General features: G+C 71.1%; 22 protein-coding genes and 2 pseudogenes. 16 read left to right on the top strand and 8 right to left on the bottom strand.

Annotation, left to right across the window (positions count from 1 at the left end):
* From BGM09_RS24655 to BGM09_RS24695, 9 genes are all read left to right on the top strand, one after another.
* Positions 1-654 (top strand): AMP-binding protein (locus BGM09_RS24655; RefSeq protein WP_188283892.1); only part of this gene is annotated, 654 nt, incomplete at its 5' end.
* 97 nt (positions 655-751) lie between these two features.
* The gene (locus BGM09_RS24660; RefSeq protein WP_188283893.1) at positions 752-2038 is read left to right on the top strand and encodes an amidohydrolase family protein; all 1287 of its coding nucleotides are present in this window, start codon (positions 752-754) and stop codon (positions 2036-2038) included.
* A gap of 48 nt (positions 2039-2086) precedes the next feature.
* Entirely contained in the window at positions 2087-2998 is a 912-nt protein-coding gene (locus BGM09_RS24665; RefSeq protein ID WP_188283924.1) for an LLM class F420-dependent oxidoreductase, read from the top strand.
* A 42-nt stretch (positions 2999-3040) separates the two neighbouring features.
* Positions 3041-3823, top strand: a complete 783-nt coding sequence (locus tag BGM09_RS24670; RefSeq protein WP_188283894.1) for an SDR family NAD(P)-dependent oxidoreductase — start codon at positions 3041-3043, stop codon at positions 3821-3823.
* 133 nt (positions 3824-3956) lie between these two features.
* Positions 3957-5081 (top strand): LLM class flavin-dependent oxidoreductase, encoded by a 1125-nt coding sequence (locus BGM09_RS24675; RefSeq protein ID WP_188283895.1) that lies wholly within the window; start codon positions 3957-3959, stop codon positions 5079-5081.
* A gap of 30 nt (positions 5082-5111) precedes the next feature.
* Positions 5112-6851 carry an N-acyl-D-amino-acid deacylase family protein gene (locus BGM09_RS24680; protein WP_188283896.1) on the top strand — a complete coding sequence of 580 codons (1740 nt, stop codon included), beginning with the start codon at positions 5112-5114 and terminating at the stop codon, positions 6849-6851.
* Between the two features lie 72 nt (positions 6852-6923).
* Entirely contained in the window at positions 6924-7544 is a 621-nt protein-coding gene (locus tag BGM09_RS24685) for a GNAT family protein (RefSeq protein WP_317452883.1), read from the top strand.
* Positions 7545-7583: 39 nt separating this feature from the next.
* Entirely contained in the window at positions 7584-8051 is a 468-nt protein-coding gene (locus tag BGM09_RS24690; protein WP_188283897.1) for an ankyrin repeat domain-containing protein, read from the top strand.
* 102 nt (positions 8052-8153) lie between these two features.
* Entirely contained in the window at positions 8154-8699 is a 546-nt protein-coding gene (locus BGM09_RS24695; protein WP_188283898.1) for a pyridoxamine 5'-phosphate oxidase family protein, read from the top strand.
* 61 nt (positions 8700-8760) lie between these two features.
* Here BGM09_RS24695 and BGM09_RS24700 read toward each other — a convergent pair.
* Positions 8761-9102 (bottom strand): annotated as a pseudogene (locus BGM09_RS24700) (TIGR03618 family F420-dependent PPOX class oxidoreductase); the annotation flags it as partial.
* Between the two features lie 229 nt (positions 9103-9331).
* On the opposite strand from BGM09_RS24700, the gene BGM09_RS24705 reads away from it, so the two are divergent.
* Entirely contained in the window at positions 9332-9688 is a 357-nt protein-coding gene (locus BGM09_RS24705; RefSeq protein WP_188283899.1) for a DoxX family protein, read from the top strand.
* A gap of 17 nt (positions 9689-9705) precedes the next feature.
* On the opposite strand, the gene BGM09_RS24710 is transcribed toward BGM09_RS24705, so the two are convergent.
* Positions 9706-10194 carry a MarR family winged helix-turn-helix transcriptional regulator gene (locus BGM09_RS24710; RefSeq protein ID WP_188283900.1) on the bottom strand — a complete coding sequence of 163 codons (489 nt, stop codon included), beginning with the start codon at positions 10192-10194 and terminating at the stop codon, positions 9706-9708.
* Positions 10195-10313: 119 nt separating this feature from the next.
* Here BGM09_RS24710 and BGM09_RS24715 point away from each other — a divergent pair, with 119 nt between their 5' ends.
* Positions 10314-10640, top strand: a complete 327-nt coding sequence (locus BGM09_RS24715; RefSeq protein ID WP_262928409.1) for a tautomerase family protein — start codon at positions 10314-10316, stop codon at positions 10638-10640.
* Positions 10641-10832: 192 nt separating this feature from the next.
* Here BGM09_RS24715 and BGM09_RS24720 read toward each other — a convergent pair whose 3' ends face one another.
* The gene (locus BGM09_RS24720) at positions 10833-11723 is read right to left on the bottom strand and encodes an NmrA/HSCARG family protein (RefSeq protein ID WP_188283902.1); all 891 of its coding nucleotides are present in this window, start codon (positions 11721-11723) and stop codon (positions 10833-10835) included.
* 83 nt (positions 11724-11806) lie between these two features.
* Positions 11807-12247: a MarR family winged helix-turn-helix transcriptional regulator gene (locus tag BGM09_RS24725; RefSeq protein WP_188283903.1), complete on the bottom strand. Its 441-nt coding sequence runs from the start codon at positions 12245-12247 to the stop codon at positions 11807-11809.
* 386 nt (positions 12248-12633) lie between these two features.
* On the opposite strand from BGM09_RS24725, the pseudogene BGM09_RS37975 reads away from it, so the two are divergent.
* Positions 12634-12792: pseudogene (locus BGM09_RS37975) on the top strand (IS701 family transposase); the annotation flags it as partial.
* 31 nt (positions 12793-12823) lie between these two features.
* On the opposite strand, the gene BGM09_RS24730 reads toward BGM09_RS37975, so the two are convergent.
* From BGM09_RS24730 to BGM09_RS24740, 3 genes are read right to left on the bottom strand one after another with little or no spacing between them, the layout of a single operon-like run.
* Positions 12824-13030: a DUF397 domain-containing protein gene (locus BGM09_RS24730; protein ID WP_188283904.1), complete on the bottom strand. Its 207-nt coding sequence runs from the start codon at positions 13028-13030 to the stop codon at positions 12824-12826.
* Positions 13031-13062: 32 nt separating this feature from the next.
* On the bottom strand, positions 13063-13269 hold the full coding sequence (locus BGM09_RS24735) for a DUF397 domain-containing protein (protein ID WP_188283905.1): 207 nt from the start codon (positions 13267-13269) through the stop codon (positions 13063-13065).
* Positions 13270-13281: 12 nt separating this feature from the next.
* The gene (locus BGM09_RS24740; RefSeq protein ID WP_188283906.1) at positions 13282-14145 is read right to left on the bottom strand and encodes a helix-turn-helix domain-containing protein; all 864 of its coding nucleotides are present in this window, start codon (positions 14143-14145) and stop codon (positions 13282-13284) included.
* Positions 14146-14354: 209 nt separating this feature from the next.
* On the opposite strand from BGM09_RS24740, the gene BGM09_RS24745 reads away from it, so the two are divergent.
* Complete coding sequence (locus BGM09_RS24745) at positions 14355-14765, top strand: ATP-binding protein (RefSeq protein WP_188283907.1); 411 nt, start codon at positions 14355-14357, stop codon at positions 14763-14765.
* Positions 14766-14805: 40 nt separating this feature from the next.
* Positions 14806-15477, top strand: coding sequence for a class I SAM-dependent methyltransferase family protein (locus BGM09_RS24750; RefSeq protein WP_188283908.1), 672 nt, complete (start codon positions 14806-14808; stop codon positions 15475-15477).
* A gap of 102 nt (positions 15478-15579) precedes the next feature.
* Here the strand turns inward: BGM09_RS24750 and BGM09_RS24755 are convergent, their stop codons facing one another.
* Entirely contained in the window at positions 15580-17112 is a 1533-nt protein-coding gene (locus BGM09_RS24755; RefSeq protein ID WP_188283909.1) for a CehA/McbA family metallohydrolase, read from the bottom strand.
* A 201-nt stretch (positions 17113-17313) separates the two neighbouring features.
* Between BGM09_RS24755 and BGM09_RS24760 the strand changes: the two genes are divergently transcribed.
* The gene (locus BGM09_RS24760; RefSeq protein ID WP_188283910.1) at positions 17314-18141 is read left to right on the top strand and encodes a TIGR03619 family F420-dependent LLM class oxidoreductase; all 828 of its coding nucleotides are present in this window, start codon (positions 17314-17316) and stop codon (positions 18139-18141) included.
* A gap of 114 nt (positions 18142-18255) precedes the next feature.
* A complete protein-coding gene (locus tag BGM09_RS24765) occupies positions 18256-20835 on the top strand; it encodes a bifunctional FO biosynthesis protein CofGH (RefSeq protein WP_188283911.1) in 2580 nt (859 codons plus the stop codon).
* Positions 20836-20911: the final 76 nt, after the last annotated feature.

Here is a 20911-nt window from a genome sequence, read left to right on the forward strand (position 1 = left end):
GCGGAGCGCGCCCCGCAGGCCGTGCCCGCGCTGCCGTATCCGAGTACGACCGTCAGCGGCACCGCGGGGTGCAGCTTCGGCGAACTCGACCGGCGGGCCCGCGCGGTGGCCGCCCGGCTCGGCGGCCTGCTGGCTCCCGGCGCCCGCGTGCTGCTCGCCTATCCGCAGGGCCCGGACCTCGCGGGCGCCTTCTTCGGCTGCCTGTACGCGGGGATGGCCGCGGTGCCGCTGGTGCTGCCGGGACCCGGCGCCAACGAGGCGGTCTCCCGCGCGGTCCGCCGCTGCGACCCCGACCTGGTGCTGACCGGTTCCGACGGCTGGTCCGCGCTGGCCGTCGACCGCACCCGTACCCAGGTGATGGAGGCGGACGGCGTACGCGTCGCCGGCGAGCCCGTGTGGCGGCTGGCGCAGAACTGGCGGCCGGTCGGCGTCCTGCGCAGCGCGCCCGCGTACCACCGCTACTACGACGACGGCGTGGTCGGCGGACGGCTGGAGCCCGCGATGGCGCACGCCGATCTCACCGAGGTGATGGGGGAGTTGGCGCAGGCGGTACGGCTCGGCACCGACGAGGAGAACGTCGGCTGGATCGCGGCCGTGCACGGGGTGGAGGACGCGGTGTGGCGGATTCTGCTGCCGGTGCGGGTGACCGACTGACGTCCGCCGCCGCGGGGGAGCCCCGGAGCCCAGTAGCGCCGATGATGTGACGACACGTTAGCTGACGGATCGTCAGATCGGCGCTACCGTTGTGCCCATGGAGACCTTCCCGAAGATCATCTCGGTGGACGACCACACCGTGGAGCCCGGCAACGTCTGGCGGGACCGGCTCCCGTCGAAACACCACGACACCGCGCCGCGCATCGTGCGCGCGCCCCTGAAGGACATGACCTTCCTCGGCGGCCGGTTCGCGCCCACGATGGGCGAGCCGGGGGACGAGGGACCGCTCGCCGACTGGTGGCTGTACGAGGGCCTGCGCCGCCCGCTGACTCGGCTCGACACCGCCGTCGGCTACTCGCGCGACGAGATCCGGCTCGAAGCGATCACGTACGAGCAGATGCGGCCCGGCTCGTACTCGGTGCCCGACCGGCTGGCCGACATGGACGTCAACCATGTGCAGTCCGCGCTCTGTTTCCCCACCTTCCCGCGCTTTTGCGGCCAGACCTTCACCGAGGCCGAGGACCACGACCTCGGGCTGCTGTGCGTGCGCGCCTACAACGACTGGATGGTCGAGGAGTGGTGCGGCCCGCAGGCGGCCGGCCGGCTGATACCGCTGACCCTGATACCGCTGTGGGACGCCGAGTTGGCCGCCGCCGAGGTACGGCGCAACGCGGCGCGCGGGGTACGGGCGGTCTGCTTCTCCGAGATCCCGCCGCACCTGGGACTGCCGTCGGTGCACACCGACTACTGGGACCCGTTCTTCCGTGCCTGCGACGAGACCGGCACCGTCATCGCCATGCACATCGGCTCCTCCAGCCGGATGCCGTCCACCTCCGCCGACGCGCCGCCCGCCGTCGGCTCCACCATCACCTTCGCCAACTGCTGCTTCTCGATGGTCGACTGGCTGATGTCCGGCGCCCTCGAACGCTTCCCGAACCTCAAGATCATGTACGCCGAGGGGCAGATCGGCTGGATCCCGTACATCCTGGAACGCGCCGACATCGTCTGGGAGGAGAACCGCGGCTGGGGCGGAGTCGCCGACAAGGTGCGGCGCCCGCCGTCCGAGACCTTCGCAGCGCACATCTACGGCTGCTTCTTCGACGACGCGGTCGGCCTGCGCAATCTCGACGCGGTCGGCGTCGGCAACGTCCTGTACGAGACCGACTACCCGCACTCGGACTCCACCTGGCCCAAGTCCCGCGAGGTCGGCGAGGCCCAGATGGGCCACCTCTCGCAGGACGTGGTGGAGCGGATCGTGCGCGGCAACGCCATCGACCTGCTCGGCCTGACCCCCGACGGCCTGTGGCCGGGGCCCGGTTCGAGCGCCGGTTCAAGCGCCGGTTCGAGCGCCGGGCCGGTCGCCGGACCGGGCGCGGGGGCGTAGACCGTGGGCGTCCCGCGCGTGCTGCCCAAGGGGCGGCTCTCCTACGGCATGCAGCTCCCCGTCCAGTCGCAGAGCACGATGTACGCCGAGGGCTGGGAGGCCGACGCGGGCCCGGCCGAACTGGCCGCCGTCGCCCGCGCCGCCGACCGGCACGGCTTCGCGTACGTGGCCGTCTGCGACCACATCGCCGTGCCGCGCAGGCTGGCCGCTGCGATGTCCACCACCTGGTACGACCCGGTGGCCACCCTCGGCTATCTCGCCGCCGTCACCGAACGCGTACGGCTGCTCAGCCATGTCGCGGTCGTCGGACTGCGGCACCCGCTGGCCACCGCCAAGCAGTACGCGACGCTCGACCGGCTGTCCGGCGGACGGCTGATCCTCGGCGTCGGCGCCGGGCACGTGGTCGAGGAATTCGACGCGGTCGGCGCGGACTTCGCCGGGCGCGGCGGCGTACTCGACGAGACCATCGACGCGCTCAAGGCGGCGCTCGGCGAGGACGAGTTCCCCGAACACCACGGCGAGCTCTACGACTTCGCCGGGCTCGGGCAGCGGCCACGCCCGGTGCAGACGCCCCGGCCGCCGGTCTGGGTCGGCGGCTCGTCACCGGCCGCCCTCCGCAGGGCCGCGCTCAGGGGCGACGGCTGGCTGCCGCAGGGCGACCCGCGCGACCGGCTGCCCGGCCAGATCGACCGCGTCCGGCGGCTGCGCGCCGAGGCCGGGATCACCGGCCCGATCGAGATCGGCGCCATCGCGGAACCCCTCTACGTCGGCGAGCCCGGCTGGCACGTCGGCCGCCACACCCTGCACGGCAAGCCGGACGCGCTCGCGGAGAGCCTGCGCGCCTACCGGGCGATGGGCGTCGACCAGATCCAGGTGCGCTTCCGCAGCCGGGGTGTGGCCGAACTCCTCGACCAGATGGCGGCGTTCGCCGCCGATGTGGCACCGCACCTCGACATGTGACCCCCCGTTGTTCCCCCCGTCTTCACACCCCCGGAGGCCCGGATGGGCAAGCTCGACGGCCGTACCGTCCTGATCACCGGCGCCGCGCGCGGCCAAGGCGAGCAGGAGGCCCGGCTCTTCGCCGCGGAGGGCGCGCGCGTGCTGCTCGCCGACGTGCTGGACGACCAGGGCGCGGCGCTGGCCAAGGAGATCGGCGACGCGGCCCGCTACACCCGGCTCGACGTCGGCAGCGAGGACGACTGGACGGCCGCGCTGGCGTACGCCGACGAGCAGTTCGGCGGCCTCGACGGACTGGTCAACAACGCCGGGATACTTCGCTTCAACGAGTTGGCGAACACCCCGCTGGAGGAGTACCTCCAGGTCGTCCGGGTCAACCAGGTCGGCGCCTTCCTCGGCATGCGGGCCTGCGCGCCCGCGCTGACCGCCGCGGGCGGCGGCACGATCGTCAACACCGCGTCGTACACGGCACTGAGCGGCATGGCGCTGCTCACCTCGTACGCGGCGACGAAGGCGGCGATCGTCGCCATGACGCGGGTGGCGGCGCTGGAGCTGGCGCCGCACGGGATCAGGGTGAACGCGATGTGCCCCGGTGCCGTGGACACCCCGATGGCCAATCCCGCGGTGCTCGACCCGGCCGCCGACCAGGAGGCGATGGCGGCGGCCACCGCCCGCTTCTACCGCAAGCTGCTGCCGCTGGGCCGGATGGGCCGGGCCGACGAGATCGCCAGGCTCGCGCTCTTCCTGACCGGTGAGGACTCCTCGTACGTCACCGGGCAGCCGTTCGTCATCGACGGCGGCTGGCTGGCGGGAGTCGCCGCGCTCTGAGCGCGGCCGAACCGTATCGGAACCGTCTGGCCGAGCGTATCTGACGGTCCATCAGCTATTGACGCCCCACCGTCCCGGTGGAAGAGTCGGATCAGATCTGACGGAGCGTCAGAAACCGGAGGATGGTGACCCCTTGGAATTCGGGCTCTTTGTACAGGGATATGTGCCCGCCGCGCGGGCCAAGGCCGACCCCGAGGCCGAGCACCACGCGCTGATCGAGGAGACCGAGTACGTCATCCAGGCGGACCGCTCCGGCTTCAAGTACGCCTGGGCCTCCGAGCACCACTTCCTGGAGGAGTACTCGCACCTGTCGGCCAACGACGTCTTCCTCGGCTACCTCGCCCACGCCACCGAGCGCATCCACCTCGGCTCCGGCATCTTCAACCCGCTCGCGCCGGTCAACCACCCGGTGAAGGTCGCCGAGAAGGTCGCCATGCTCGACCATCTCTCCGGCGGACGCTTCGAGTTCGGCTCGGGGCGCGGCGCGGGCAGCCACGAGATCCTCGGGTTCATGCCGGGCATCACCGACATGAACCACACGAAGGAGATCTGGGAGGAGACCATCGCGGAATTCCCCAAGATGTGGCTCCAGGACGAGTACCCCGGCTTCAGCGGCAAGCACTGGTCGCTGCCGCCGCGCAAGATCCTGCCCAAGCCGTACGGCCGCTCCCACCCGGCGATGTGGTACGCGGCCGGCTCGCCGCCCTCGTACGCGATGGCCGCTCGCAAGGGCCTGGGCGTGCTCGGCTTCAGCGTGCAGAAGGTCTCCGACATGGAGTGGGTCGTCGAGTCGTACAAGTCGGCGATCGGGGAGGCGGAGCCGGTCGGCGACTTCGTCAACGACAACGTGATGGTGACCTCCACCGCGATCTGCGCCGAGACGACGGAGAAGGCGCGGCAGATCGCCGTGGGCGGCGGCCTCAACTACCTCCAGTCGCTGCTCTTCCGCTACCACGACACCTTCCCGCGCCCCGACGGCATCCCGGTCTGGCCCGAGCTTCTGCCGGACTACACCGAGGAGTTGATCGATCTGCTCATCTCCGAGGAGCTGATGATCTGCGGCAACCCCGACGAGGTGCTGGCGCAGTGCAAGCGCTGGGAGCAGGCGGGCGCCGACCAGTTGACGTTCGGGCTGCCGATCGGCATCGGCTACGAGGACACGATGAACACGATCAAGCTGATCGGCGAGCACGTCATACCGGTGATCGACACGGACCCGGTGCACCGCACGACCCGGTTCCGGCAGGCGGCGGCCTGATTCCTCGACAGAGGCGAGAGGAGCACACCCGTGTTCGACCATGTGATCAAGGGCGCCACCGTGGTGGACGGCACGGGCGCGCCCTCCCGTACCGCCGACGTGGCGCTGCGCGGCGGCCGGATCGCGGCCGTCGCGGAGCCCGGCGGCCTCGGCGAGAGCGGGCGCTCCCAGGAGGACGCCACCGGCCTCGTCCTGACCCCCGGCTTCGTCGATCCGCACACCCACTACGACGCCCAGCTCTTCTGGGACCCCTTCGCCACGCCCTCGATGAGCCACGGCGTGACCACCGTCGCGGGCGGCAACTGCGGCTTCACGCTCGCGCCGCTCCACCCCGACCGGCCCGAAGACGCCGACTACACCCGGCGGATGATGTCCAAGGTCGAGGGCATGTCACTGGCGGCGCTCGAAGAGGGCGTCGACTGGACGTGGTCGTCCTTCGGCGACTACCTCGACGCCCTGGAGGGGCGGATCGCCGTCAACGCCGGTTTCATGGTGGGCCACTGCGCGCTGCGCCGCCATGTGATGGGCGCCGACGCGGTCGGCGGACAGCCCACCCAGGACCAACTCGACGCCATGCTGCGGCTCTTCCACGAATCCATGGAGGCGGGCGGCTGGGGTCTTTCCACCACCCAGTCCAGTACGCACTCCGACGGCGACGGGCGGCCGGTCGCGTCCCGGCACGCGCGGCCCGACGAACTCCTCGCCCTGTCACGGGCGGTGGGCGAACACGAGGGCACCCAGATCGAGGCCATCGTGGCGGGCTGCCTCGACCAGTTCGCGGACGAGGAGATCGACCTCCTCGTGGAGATGAGCGCCGTCGCCGGGCGCCCGCTCAACTGGAACGTCCTCACCATCGACGCCGCCGTTCCCGAACGCGTCCCGCGCCAACTCCTCGCCTCGGAGCGGGCCCGCAAGGCGGGCGGCCGGATCGTCGCCCTCACCATGCCGATCCTCACCCCCATGAACATGTCGCTCGGCACCTTCTGCGCCCTCAACCTCATCCCCGGCTGGGGCGAGGTCCTCGGCCTGCCCATCCCCGAACGCATCGCCCGGCTGCGGCAGCCCGCCGTACGCGCCGAGATGCTGCGCCGCGCCACCAGCCCCGAGGCCGGAGTCTTCCGGCGCCTCGCCGACTTCGGCCGCTACGTGATCGGCGACACGTACAGCGACGCGAATCAGGGGGTGTCGGGGCGGGTCGTCCGCGACATCGCGGCCGAACGCGGGCAGGAACCCTTCGAGACGATGGTCGAGATCTGCGCCAACGACTCGATGCGCACGGTGCTTTGGCCGATGCCCACCGACAACGACCCCGACTCCTGGGCGCTGCGCCGGCGCACCTGGGACCACGAGGACGTCATGCTCGGCGGCTCCGACGCGGGCGCCCACCTCGACCGGATGTGCGGCGCCCCGTACACCACCCGCTTCCTCGGCGACTGCCTGCGCGGACGCCGACTTCTGCCGCTGGAGCGCGCCGTCCGCATGCTCACCGCCGACCCCGCCCGCCTCTTCGGCCTGCGCGGCCGAGGCGTGATCACCCCGGGCAACGCCGCCGACCTCGTCCTCTTCGACCCCGACCGCATCGACGCCGGCCCCGCCACCCTCCTCCACGACCTCCCCGGCGACAGCCCCCGCCTCGACTCCCGCGCCACCGGCATCCTCAGCGTCCGCGTCAACGGCGTCGAGACGATCCGCGACGACACCGTCACCGGCGCGATCCCCGGCACCGTCCTGCGGTCCGGCCGCGACACGGCAACCGTCCGCACCGCCTGAGCCGCGTCCCACTTCTCGCCTGGGCGCCGAAATCCCGTCGCGGACCCGCGCGTTGATCCCTAGCCTTCGAGCGTGAACGAGGACGTGAACGAGGACGCGGACGCGGACGTGGACGCGGAACAGGCGGAAGAGGTCAAGCAGCGGGTGACGGCCGTGCGCGGCCGGGGCGTCACGCTCACCCCGCTGGAGGCGGACGACGCCGAGTTGCTGTACGAGTGGCGGGCGGACCCGGTGGCCACCCACGAGATCGGCATCTGGCCGCGCCCGCTGTCCTGGCTGCGCGACCGCGTGGAGCGGGACATCGACGACAACGACCGCGACGACTTCCTCGTCCTGCTTCCCGACGGCACCCCGATCGGGCATGTCGCCCTGACCGACCAGGACATCGTCGACGGCACCGCCGAGTTGTATCTGCTGCTCGACGCCGCCCACCGCGAGCGCGGCCACGCCACCGCGGCCCTCGACGCCCTCATCGACCTCACCTTCGGCGACCTCCCGCTGCACCGCCTCCAGGCCGTCACCCACACCACCAACACCCCCGCGCTCGCCGTACTCGCCGCCTCCGGCTTCGTCCACGAGGGCGTACGCCGCTCCTGGTGCCAGCACCGGGGCCGCCGCCACGACGCCGCCGTCCTCTCGCTGCTCCGCCCCGAATGGGAGGCGCTGAGCAGGCCGCGCGCCTGGGACCTCTGAGCGCCGCCCGTTGTCAGTGGTCGCTGCCAGGATCGTGACATGGAGGCCGGCTGTCAGGGGCGTCGGTGGGACGCGGCGCGGCGCTCCGGCGGCGAACCGGAGATCGTGGCCGAATTCGTCCGCCAGGTCAGGGATGTGGACGCCGTCCAGCCGAGGGCGGGGAACACCGCGCTGTGGGAGGCGGTGTGCTGGGGTCACAAGGCCAGCGTCCGGACGCTGCTCGCCGCCGGGGCAAACCCGTGGCGGCCACAGACCGGCGGGCGGTCGCCCGGCGGGCTCGCGCTCACCACGACCACGCTCGCGCCGTACTTCGCGGACCGCCCCGACGCCGTACCGCTGACCGAGGGGGAGCGCGCCGCGCAGGAGGACACCGACCGGCGCGCCGCCGCCTTCGCGGGCCTGTACACCGACGGCCTGTCCGCCAGACCGATCACTACCTGCTGGGCACCGACGGCGCCCTGGACCGTACGGGGCTGGCGGGCTCCGCTCACCGGGGGGCGGGGATAGCGGTGCCGCTGGGCCGATGAGTTCGGGGCTCCGGACCGGTCTGTATCGGTGAGGGCGGGCGCACCGTACCCGTACCCCTAACCGCACCGGAGGTGGACGGACATGACCGACCTGGAGCCGACCGAGACCGCGAATCTGGACAGTGGCGGCTACGGCACGGATACGTTCCCGTGGAGCCGCGCCCGCGAGCAGCTCATCGCCGGGCTGGGCGTGGACGACGACAAGGGCCCGGCCCTGTCGTACTTCCTCGGCACCGTCAGCCCCGGCGGGCGGCCTCATTCGGCGGGCATCGGCGCGCTGTGGGACGACGGTGACATGTACTTCACCAGCGGCCCCGGCACCCGGAAGTCCCGCGACCTCGCCGCGAATGCGCTCTGTACGCTGTCGGTCCGCCTCGACGACCTCGACCTCGTTCTCGACGGCCACGCCGACCGCGTCACCGACGCCCCCACGCTCGACCGCCTCGCCGACCGCTACCGCGATCAGGGCTGGCCCGCCGAGGTCGACGGCGCCGCCTTCACCGCGCCCTACAGCGCGCCGAGCGCGGGCCCCGCTCCCTGGTACCTCTACCGCTTCAGCATCACCCAGGGCGTGGCCCTCAGCATCAAGGGCTCGGGCGGCGCCACCCGCTGGCGCTTCCGCCGCTGAGCAGCGGGGCAGCGGGGCAGCGGGGCAGCGGTCGGCGGGGGCCGCGGCCCCCGCACCGCGCTCACTGCGCGGTGCCGGCCAGCAGCCACCGCCGTACGCGTACCTCCATCAGGACCCGGCCGCGGTCCGGGCGGGTCGGGGCGGTCACGTCCCAGTCGTACTTCGCCGCGAAGGCCGCGACGATCTCCGGCGGGAAGCCGCCGTGGGTCAGCGTCGCGTCGCCTTCGGCGACGACCGGCTTCCGGCCGTCCTCCAAGGCCAGCGAGACGCGCGGCTCGGCCGCCGCGTTCCGCACCTTGGCCGAGCCCTCGTCCGTACCGATCCACCACCGCTCGTCCGCGTAGACGAACCACACCGGCGTCACGTGCGCGGAGCCGTCCGGCCGTACGGTGCACAGCCATACGTTCCGCTCCGCTGCAGCCGCGCCAGGACGTCGGGCCGCACTGCCTGCTCACGTTCGCTCATCGCTCCATTGGATCACTCGGCCCACCGCGTACGGCGGCGCGCCCGCGATACGTGCGATGGGTCACGCGGAGCCGAATTCGTGCGACGCACGGTCAAGGTCATTTCGCAGGGAAGTCCTTAACCTGCCGGTACGCCAGCGTCGTTACCCACAGAAGCGGAGCCAGCCGTTGTTCGCCGCGTACCTTACGGTCACCATCCTCGGCGCGCTCTTCAACGGCGCCGCCGCTGTCACGTACCTCATCGGCCACGAATACCCCAAGACCCAGGCCGACATGAAGGGCCTGCCCCGCAAGTGGGTGCCCTTCCTTGGTGCGTTGCTCGCCGCCGGAACCGTGGGACTCCTGGCCGGGCTCGCCGTCCCCCTCCTCGGCACCCTCGCCGCCTGCGGCCTGATCCTCTACTTCATCGGCGCCATCATCGCCCACCTGCGCGTCGGCTCCCGCAACATCGTGGGCGGCATCGTCTTCCTCGCCACGGCGGTGGCCGTCCTCATCCTGGGCGTGGCCCACCACGGAGCCGTCTAGGGCCCGCCCGGCCCCGACTAACGCGGCTGCGCGTTCCGGCGCTGGTCGCCCGCCTGCTCCAGGGCGGCCTCGTAGGCGTGCAGGGCGGTGATGACTGTGGCGCGTTCGGCGGGGTCGAGGCCGCGCATGACGCGTTCCCAGGCGGAGGCGCTGGCAGAGAGCCATTCGGCGATCGGTGCGGCGTAGGCGGGGGCGATGGCGATGATGCGGCGGCGGCGGTCGGCGGGATCGGCATCGCGCTGGAGGACGCCCGGCCGTGACAGCTCGCTGACCATGAGGCTGACGGTCGTCGGGGCCACCTCCAGTCGAGCGGCCAGTTCGTTGATGCTGGTGGGGCCGTCGTACTCCAGGTGGGCCAGCAGTGCGAGGTGTCGCGGTGCCAGGTCCAGGCCCTGGAGCGCCGGAGGTATGGGCAGGCGCTTGGCGCGGCCCACGAGCCGTGGCATGAGCAACAGCAGGGTGCGGACGGCCTCATTGACGGCTGGACCGTCCGATTCCGTGGACATGGGCGACCTCTTCCAGATACCTTTGAAAACAAAGGCTTTGCATTCAAAGGGAACGGGGTCACACTATGCCGCATCTGACCGTCCACCTTCCAGAGAACAGGCTGACCGGGAAGGAATCCATGCTGGTCGCCGCACTGACCGACGCTGTCGTCGAGGTCTACGGCGACTGGGCCCGCGACCTCGTCAGCGTCCACCTGACCGGAGTCCCCGCAGGCCGGTTCGCGCAGGGCGGCAAGGCCGTGGACACAATGGCCTCGGTGACCTTGGGCGTCCGCGCCGGCCTCTTCGACCGCCCCGACGCCGCCCGGATGACCGCGCACCTCGGCACCGCGCTCACCGACGCGATCACCCGCGTCGTCGGCGATGACCTCCGCGAGGGCACCATGGTCGAACTCGTGGCGTCGCCGCCAGAACGTACCTTCGTCGGCGGCGCCCTCGCCGTGTGACCCTCCGCCTGAGGACTGGGCCACCTCGCGCCCCGGCCGGCCGCACTCAGGCTCAGCAGCGGTGGCGGGACCCGACCGCCGTCCAGCCAGACCAACCGGTCCCGTTCCGGCCACGACTCGTAGCCCACGTCGGCTACGAGCCGTGGCCGAGCAGCACAAGCCCGCGAAGCTCTCCCCGCCTTGGCCGGAGGCTCAGGAACCAGCCACGTTTGTGGGCGCGGTCCAGCCGGTAGCTCGTATCCACTCGACCAGGTCCAGGGTGGCCGGCTCGATCGCGCGCACCACCGCGAGGTCCGAGGGGTGTTCCGCCGACTGCGCGAATTCGCGGAACATCGCCTTGTCGAAGTCGTTGGGAAGCACGCTCAACGGGAGGGCCTCGTAGCGTGCCGGGAGCCCGGCCCGCGCGCCGAACGCCGCGGCGATCTCGGGGCCCGTCAGCTCGTCGCCGACGAGTTCGGCGGCTCCGCCGCGCGCCTGCGCGGTGTCGAGCAGGAGCGCGGCGGCGACCCGGCCGATGTCCCTGACCGAGATCATCTTCAGGGCGACGTTCTCCGGCAGCGGCATCCTCAGCACGATCTCTCCATGCTCCAGGCTCGGTGCCATCACGGTCGCGAAGTTCTCCATGAAAGCGGTCGCGCGAACCATCGTGGCCCTGAGGCCGGACTTCCTCAGGTACTCCTCGATCGAGTGCTTCGAGTCGTGATGCGGCACACCCCGCTCCCGGTCCGCTCCGAAGACCGAGTTGAACACGACGTGCGGGACGCCCGCCTCGACCGCCGCGTCGACGAGCGCGGTACCGATGCGGATCTCCACCTCGACCTCTTCGAGGCTGTTCGCCTCCGGGGTCATGAAGTAGAACCCCTCGACCGTCGCCAGCGCGGCGGCCAGCGACGCCGGGTCGTCGGTCCGGATGGCCGCCAGCTCGACGCCGCGGGCGGCCAGCGCCTGGGCCCGGTCGGACCGCGGGTCGCGGACCAAAGCCCGCACCCGCGCCTTGTGGTCCAGCAGCGCGTCGACCACCGCCCCGCCCTGTTGCCCCGTCGCGCCGAAGACCGCAATCGTGCCGGTCGTCCGTGTGCTCATAGCTGCCACCCTTCAGTAGTTCATGCCGTGAACGAAACTAGTTCACGGCATGAACTTCGTCAAGGTGCGGGTGCGTCGTGACCTCACGGTGTGCTGGATTGGTTCGAGGCCGGGGAAGAGAGGTCCGAGGTGTCCACGATGGCGGTGGCCAGGCGCTCGAAGTCGCGCTGGCCGTCGGCGTCAAGGTTTCTCGCGATCTCGGGCAGGCGCTTGGCGACCTCGGCGTAAATGGCCTCGGCGAGCACCTTCCCCGTGGGCGTCACACTGAGCATCACGACCCGTCGGTCCTGCGCCGAGCTTGCCCGGCCGACCAGCTCGCGCCGCGCGGTGCGATCGACCAGCTGGGTCAACGCGTTCTTCGTCATGCCCAACGACGCGGCGAGGTCAGCCATCTGCCGCGGCGCGTCCCTGATCGCGCAGAGCAGCGTGGCCTGCGAGGGGGTCAGGTCGAATTCGGCGCAGATCTGCGCGTACTTGCGTTGAATCACAACCGAGAGCCAGAAGAGCTTGTCGCCATAGTCCACGCTGACCTCCCCGGTCCGATGACGAACAGCCTACTGGTCGCGGGCCGGCGGACCGCGCCTCTCACCAGGGGATGCACACCTTCGCGAGCCCGGCCGGGCATTCGTAGGTGGCGGCGGTCCGCGGACGAAGACGGCCACCATTGATCATCGTGAGTTGTGTCGACAAACGAAGATCAGCCGGTGGCCGTGGGCCACAGCGTGGACCCTGCCCGGTGGCAGTCGGTATTCGAGGGCCCGATGCCGCGGGCGGCGGGCCGGTTCGCCCGGGTGGAACCGCGTCGCCGGGCACGCCGGTGACGCCAATCCGGCCGGTATGCGGCACCTGCTCAGCCGGGCCCGCTGGGATGCCGACCAAGTGCGCGACGACATACAGCCCACCCGACACCCCGGCGCATCGGCGGCTGCTCGTGCGGCGCAACCGGCGAACCGGCGAACTCGCCTACTACCGCTGCTACTCGCCCCACCCCGTCCCCCTGACCGCACTGGCCAAGGTGGCCGACCGCCGCTGGACGGTGGAGGAGACGCTCCAGGCCGCGAAGGACCTCGTCGGATCGTCTCGCGCGACCGCGCTGGCGGCTAGTTGTCGAATTCGCCCGCCTTGACGCCGGTGAGGAAGGCGGCCCATTCGGTGGGGGTGTAGAACTGCGTTCCGGCGTCGGGGTTTTTGCTGTCGCGTATCGCTCGGCCGCCGTCGGCGGTGAGGGCGACCTCTACGCAGTCGTTCTGGGCGGCGCCTGAGGCGCTGGACTTCTTGAACGCGCTGACGATGTCCTGGTTCTTCATGGTCGGATCGTCTCGCGCGACCGCGGTGGCGGCTAGTTGTCGAATTCGCCAGCTTTGACCCCGGTGAGGAAGGCGGCCCATTCGGTGGGGGTGTAGAACTGCGTTCCGGCGTCGGGGTTTTTGCTGTCGCGTATCGCTCGGCCGCCGTCGGCGGTGAGGGCGACCTCTACGCAGTCGTTTTCGGTGGCGCCTGAGGCGCTGGATTTTTTGAACGCGCTGACGATGTCGTGGTTCTTCATCAGGTGCTCTCTCTACCTGTCGTGGATGTCTTCGGCCACCTGCCCGAGGAAGGCCATGGTCTCACTCGGAGTGAGCGCGGCCGATCGCAGGGTTTCGAAGACGCGGGCATGGCGGGCCAGGTCGTCCGGACCTTCGAGGATCACGGTGCTGCCGAGGGTGTCCAGGGACACGGCCTCGGCGGCGGGCTCGGGTCCGAAGCTGAACATGACGAAGTGGGCGCACATCCGCGCCGCCTGCCAGGCCCTTATCGGCACCACTTGGACGCTGATGTTCCGCTGGCGGGCCATGTCCTGGATGTGGCTGAGCTGGGCGCGGTGCACTTCGGCGTCGGGCATGGGCGCGGTGAGTGCCGGTTCCCAGATGATCGCGGCGAACTCCGCACCGTCTTCTGCGATCGCACGCTTGCGCGCCTGCCGGGTTGCCACGATGTCGTCCAACTCGGAAGGGGAGTAGGGGGCGGCTCCCGCTTCCAGCAGCAGCCTGGAGTACTCGGGTGTCTGGAGCAGGCCGGGGACCAACACCGGCTGCCAGCTACGGATATAGGTCGCGTCGGTTTCCATCGCCAGGAGATCGGCGAAGTCCGGGCTGAGGGTGCGGGGTTGCTCGAGCCACCAACCTCGCTTGTTCGAGTCCCGCGCGAGCTGTTCCAACCCGCGACGAGTCGCCTCGTCCTCGACGCCGTACAGCTCGAGCAGCAGGCGTACGTCGCCAGGTCGTGCCGATGACTCGCCGGATTCGATCCGGCTGATCTTGGCCTTCGAGCCCGCGATGTACTCGCCCGCCTGGATCTGGTCGAGGCGGGCGTCCTCGCGGTAGCGGCGCAGCGCCGAACCGAGGCGTCGGCTGCGAACGGTAGGGCGTCCACCTGGGGGCATGCGTTCTCCTCGACCTTGTGCGGCCAGTTTGCACGACAACAACGCGAGTCTGCCAGCAAGTTGCTGCGCTCTGCTGCTTGCAACTTCTCACTCAGAATGTGTTGCGTGAAGTGCAGGGTACGCCCTAGCGTGAGTCGCATCACTTGGTGTTCTCGTTCGGGAGCGCGGAGTGACCATCACTCCGTCTGCCGCACCCCGTGGGGGCCCGCATGTCAGGACGCACGCGCGTCGAGCGCTTCCGGATTCGTCGAAGCTCGGTGCCCGAAGCGCGACATCACGTCGAGAAGACGCTCATCGCGTGGAAGTTGGGGCTGCTCGTGGAGCCCGCCACGCTCATCGCCAGTGAGCTGGCCACGAATGTGGTCGTGCATACGAAGGGCATCGCCGAGTTCTTCGAGCTGGGGTTACGGCGCAGGGACGGAGTTCTGCTGATCGAGGTGACGGACTCGTATCAGTGGGGGATGCCGGAGCGGGTGGAGGAGCCGGGGGGTGAGGCGACGGGCGGCCGGGGGCTGGTGATCGTGGAGGCGCTGGCGGAGAAGTGGGGGGTGCGGCCGAGGTCGCCGGGGAAGACGGTGTGGGCTCAACTGCCCATCGAAACAGCGGTGTTGGGGGAGTGAGCCGGGTCGTTCGCGCGCGGCGCGGCCGTAGGGTTCCGGGATGGACTGGGATACGTGGCACGGGCAGTACGACGATCCGGATTCGTGGCTGGCGCAGCGGCTGCGGGCGGTGCAGGCGCGGATACGGGAGGTGCTGGACGGGAGTCCGCCGGGGCCGGTGCGGGTGATCAGTCTGTGCGCCGGGCAGGGGCGGGATCTGCTGGAGGTGCTGGCGGAGCATCCGCGGCGGGCTGATGTGCGGGCGCGGCTGGTGGAGTTGGACCCGCGGAACACCGAGCAGGCGCGGGCGGCGGCGCGGGCCGCGGGTCTCGACGGGGTGGAGGTCGTGACGGGCGACGCGTCGCTCACCGACCACTACCGCGGGATGGCACCGGCCGATCTCGTACTGATCTGTGGCCTGTTCGGGAACATCACCGACGCCCACATCGAGCGCACCATTGATACGGCACCGCAGTTGTGCGCGACCGGCGGCACCGTGATCTGGACCCGGGGACGTACGCCGGTGGCCGACCGGGTGCCGATGGTCTGCGAGTGGTTCGAGAAGCGCGGCTTCGAGCGGCGCTGGCTGTCGGAACCGGACGTCGGCTACGGCCTCGGCGTCCACCGCTTCCACGGCGAACCACAGCCGCTCGCGGAGGGCCGCGGCATGTTCGACTTCGTCGGGTACTACGCGCTCCAGCAGTCGGAGCAGTCGGAGCAGTCGGAGCGGTAGGACGCCACGCGCGGCATGCGCGGCGCGGGCGGCACGCGCGGAAGGGGCGTACGGACGGTTGCTCGTACGCCCCTTCCGTGCGTGGTCATTCAACCGCCCGGCTTATTTACGGCCCAGCCAGATGGGGTTGGTGATCGCGATGGCCGGGCCGGGCAGACCGGAGGTGTCGCCTGCGGGGGCGGGGTGGCGGACTTCGGCGCGGACGTAGGCGGAGTAGGAGGGGGTGGTGGTCCAGGAGAGGGTGCCGGAGGCGGGGAGGGGTTCGGCGTGGAGCTGGCCCTCGTCGGTGATGAGACGGATGAGGGAGTCGGCGGGGACGCCGCTGACGGAGAGCGTGAGGGTGACGTCGGCGTCGGGGGCGACGGAGACGCGGTCGCCGATACCGGCGTGCTCACCGCGGGGGCCCGCGGCGGCGAAGGCGAGCTGGACGGCGGCGGATTCGGCGATCCAGGAGCGCCCCGCGCGGATACCGGCCTGGAGGGAGCGCCGGTCGAGGCCGTCCGCGAGGACGACCGTCTGGGGGAGGCCGACGACATCGGGGTCGCGGTGGGCGTCGGAGTTGCCCATGGCGGGAATCCAGTGGCCGTCACCGCGCGCGGCGCCGGTGAGGAGGTTGTCCCAGGTGAGGAGGGACACCTCGTCGTCGGGGGTCCAGGGGCCGTTCCAGACCTCGATGGCGTCGACCTGGTCGTAGCCGAACTTCCACTGGCTGGCCAGGCTCGTGCCGTACGGGTGGGCGGGGACGACGATGCCGTCGGCGCGGTGGATCTGCCGGACGAAGCGGTCGAAGGCGTCGTCGCGGGCGCGGTAGCGCCAGTCCACCCAGGTGCCGGGGTCGGTGCCGATGGCCAGGTAGTGGCCGTTGCGGGTGGTGACCTCCTCGCCGGTCATGACGAGCAGGTCGTCACCGGCCAGCGGGCCGAGATAGGCGTGCGCGGAACTGGTGTTGTGGTCGCTGGAGTTGATGAAGTCCAGCTTCGCGGCGCGGGCGAGCGCCACCAGTTGCTCCAGCGTCCGCTTACCGTCGGAGTGCACGGTGTGCAGGTGGCAGTCGCCGCGGTACCAGTCACGGCCGCGACCGGGCGCGCGGTCACGCGGGTACGACGGGACGAGCGTGTCGCCGCGGTCGCCGAAGCTCAGGGTGACGGTGACGGAGTAGTTCAGGCCCTGCGGCGCCACCGTGTAGGGACCGAGGATCACGTGCCAGGTCCCGGCCTCGACGGGCCCGGCCAGATACCCCGGCGTCGCCTCGCCCGCGCTGATCGCGAACTCCGTGCGCGCGCCGCCCGACCAGCCGCGGAAGCCGCGCCCGCCGATGTCCGTACCGTGCTGGTCGAAGACGCCGATGTCGCACGCGTTGCCGACCGTCCCCGCGGGCACGGCCGGCCGGTCGTACGTGTACGAGACCGCGATCTGCCGCACGCCGCGCGGCACCTTCACCGGCAGGTACACGAAATCGGCCGCCCCGGTGGGCAGATGGCCGGTGACCGTACGCGTCTGGTCGGCGGCCCCCGGCCCGCCTCCCGCGCTCGTGCCGGTGCTGTCGTCTGCTTCCGCGAAGTTCACGGGAGCCAGCGTAAGGACGCCGGTGGCGCCAGCCAGTGCGGAGAACTTCAGTACGTCGCGTCGGTCCATACGTCCACGCTCACCTTTCCGGGTGACGGGAGCGTGGCAGTCTCCTGAGCAACAGGCCGACACATGAGGTCGATACCGCTCCTCCCGTGACGTCGGCCGGACGTACCCCGAGATCCGCACGGCGGTGCCTCTGGCTCTTCGAGGCGAAAGGATCTAAGACAGGAGCCGAGCCCGATTCACCCGACCCCACCGGAGGTGCCCGTGCGGATCGCCGTCACGATCTTCCTGACCGATCAGACCATCGGGCCGGTGCGGCTCGCCCGGGAGTTGGAGCGGCGCGGGTTCGCCGGGCTCTATCTGCCGGAACACACGCACATTCCGGTGTCGCGGGCGACGCCGTATCCGGCGGGGGAGCCCCTGCCGGAGGAGTACGGGCGGACGCTGGACCCGTTCGTGGCGCTCAGCGCGGTCGCGGCGGTCACCGAGCGGCTGGAGGTGGGGACGGCGATCACGCTGGTGGCGCAGCGCGACCCGGTGGTGCTGGCGAAGGAGATCGCGACGCTCGACCACCTGTCGGGCGGGCGCTTCACCCTGGGGGTGGGCTTCGGGTGGAATGTGGAGGAGGCCGCCGACCACGGGGTGGACTGGCGGCGCCGCCGCGAGCTGGTACGGGACCGGATGGCGGCGATGCGCGCGCTGTGGGCGGCCGAACCCGTCGCCTATGCGGGCGAATTCGCGTCCGTGCAGGCCAGCCAGGCGTATCCGAAACCGGCGGGCGGCCGGGTGCGCACCCTGGTGGGCGGCGCGGCGGGCCCGAAGCTCTTCAGCCATGTGACGGATTACGCGGACGGCTGGATGCCGATCGGAGGCGGCGGTCTGGGCGAGTCCATCCCCAAACTTCGCGCCGCCTGGCAGGAATCGGGCCGCGGCGAGGAAGGCCCGGTCGTGGTGCCGACCGCCGTACGCCCCGACGCGGGCAAGCTCGCCCACTACCGCGACCTCGGCATCGAGGAGATCATCGTGCAACTCCCGCCCGCCGGGACCGACGAGGTGCTGCGGGCGCTCGACGACTACGCGCAGTATTTGTAGCCGGAGTATTCCTCGGACAGTCCGATCTCCGGGTGATATTGCCGACAGGGGGATCGGGCCGAAGAGGGCCTGAGCGCACAGCGAATTGTCGGCGGGGCCGCCTATCCTCGAAGAATGACTTCGCCGACGCCCACCGCCAATGCCATGCGCCGCGCCCTGCACCGCGCGGACCAAGGCGTCGCCCTGGACACGGGCGAGGCCGCCGTCCTGCTGCAAGCCCGTGGCCAGGACCTGGCCGGACTCGCGGGCACGGCCGCCCGGCTGCGGGACGCGGGCCTCGAAGCGGTGGGACGGCCGGGCGTCATCACGTATTCGCGGAAGGTCTTCATTCCGCTGACGCGGCTGTGCCGGGACAAATGTCATTACTGCACTTTCGTGACGGTGCCCGGGAAGCTGCGCCGCGAAGGTCACGGCATCTACTTGTCGCCGGACGAGGTGCTGGACATCGCCAGGCGCGGCGCCGAAATGGGCTGCAAAGAAGCGCTGTTCACCCTCGGCGACCGCCCCGAGGAGCGCTGGCCCGAGGCGCGCGAGTGGCTGGACGCGCACGGCTACGACGACACGCTCGCGTACGTACGGGCCATGTCGGTGCGGGTGCTGGAGGAGACCGGCCTGCTGCCGCACCTCAATCCGGGTGTGCTGAGCTGGACCGACCTCCAGCGGCTCAAGCCGGTCGCGCCGTCCATGGGCATGATGCTGGAGACGACCGCCACCCGCCTGTGGTCGGAGCCGGGCGCCCCGCACTACGGCTCGCCGGACAAGGAGCCGGCCGTACGGCTGCGGGTCCTGGAGGACGCGGGCCGCTCCAACGTGCCGTTCACCACCGGCATTCTCATCGGCATCGGCGAGACGTACGAGGAGCGCGCCGAGTCGCTCTTCGCGATCCGCAGGACCGCCCGCCGCTACCACGGCATCCAGGAAGTGATCATCCAGAACTTCCGCGCCAAGCCGGACACCGCCATGCGCGGCATGCCGGACGCGGAGCTGGAGGAGCTGGCGGCGGCCATCGCGGTGGCCAGGATCGTGCTCGGGCCGTCCGCCCGCATCCAGGCGCCGCCGAATCTGGTGGACGGCGAATACGCCCGCTTCATCGAGGCCGGCATCGACGACTGGGGCGGCGTCTCACCGCTCACTCCAGACCACGTCAACCCCGAGCGCCCGTGGCCGCAGATCGACGAACTGGCCGCCCGTACGGCCGAGTCGGGCTTCGCGCTGCGCGAACGCCTCACCATCTACCCGGAGTTCGTCCGGCGCGGCGAGCCCTGGCTCGACCCGCGCCTGATCCCGCACGTCACGGCGCTCGCCGACCCCGCCACCGGGCTGGCGGACGAGGCCGCGCCGGTCGTGGGCCGCCCGTGGCAGGAGCCGGACGAGGGCTTCACCAGCGCCGGCACCGGCCGCACCGACCTGCACCGCACGATCGACACCGAAGGACGTACGGCCGACCGCCGCGACGACTTCGACGAGGTCTACGGCGACTGGGCCGAACTGCGTGAGCAGGCCGCGCCCGGCATGGTCCCCGACCGGGTGGACGCCGACGTCAAGCAAGCCCTGTCGGTGGCCGCCGACGACCCGACCAGGCTCACCGACGCCGAGGCGCTGGCCCTGCTGCACGCGGACGGCCCCGCCCTGGACGCGCTGTGCCGGATCGCGGACGACCTGCGGCGCGCGGTCGTCGGCGACGAGGTGACGTACATCGTCACCCGCAACATCAACTTCACCAACGTCTGCTACACCGGCTGCCGCTTCTGCGCCTTCGCGCAGCGCCGCACCGACGCCGACGCGTACACCCTCTCCCTCGACCAGGTCGCCGACCGCGTCGAGCAGGCGTGGCAGGTCGGCGCCACCGAGGTGTGCATGCAGGGCGGCATCCACCCCGACCTGCCCGGCACCGCCTATTTCGACATCGCGCGCGCGGTCAAGGCCCGCGTCCCCGGCATGCACATGCACGCCTTCTCCCCGATGGAGGTCGTCAACGGCGCGACGCGCACCGGCCTGTCGATCAGCGACTGGCTGGCCGCCGCCAAGGAAGCGGGCCTGGACTCCATCCCCGGCACCGCCGCCGAGATCCTGGACGACGAGGTCCGCTGGGTCCTCACCAAGGGCAAGCTGCCGACCGCCACCTGGATCGAGGTCGTCAAGGCCGCCCACGCGCTGGGCATACGGTCCTCGTCCACCATGATGTACGGCCACGTCGACCAGCCCCACCACTGGCTCGGCCACCTCCGGCTGCTCGCGGAGATCCAGAAGGAGACCGGCGGCTTCACCGAATTCGTCACCCTCCCCTTCATCCACACCAACGCCCCGGTCTACCTCGCGGGCATCGCCCGCCCCGGCCCGACCGCCCGCGACAACCGGGCCGTCACCGCCATGGCCCGCCTCCTGCTCCACCCGCACATCACCAACATCCAGACCAGTTGGGTCAAGCTCGGTGCGGACGGCGCCGCCGAAATGCTCCGCTCCGGCGCCAACGACCTCGGCGGCACCCTGATGGAGGAGACCATCTCCCGTATGGCGGGCTCCAGTTACGGCTCCTACCGCTCCATCCGCGACCTGGTCGCCATCGCCGAAGCCGCAGGCCGCCCCTCCCGCCAGCGCACCACCCTCTACGGTCAGGTCCCCGAAGAGCGCATCACCACCGGCCTCGCCTCCGACGGCCACCTCCCCGACCTCCTCCCGGTCCTGGGCGACTGACGACCGCAGGTACGCGGCGGCTGACGTCCGCAGGCACTCGGCGCCTGACACCCGCCGCCCACCGGAGGGGTGAATT

The organism is Streptomyces sp. CBMA29 (assembly GCF_014596445.1).
In the GTDB taxonomy this organism is placed as follows: Bacteria; Actinomycetota; Actinomycetes; order Streptomycetales; family Streptomycetaceae; genus Actinacidiphila.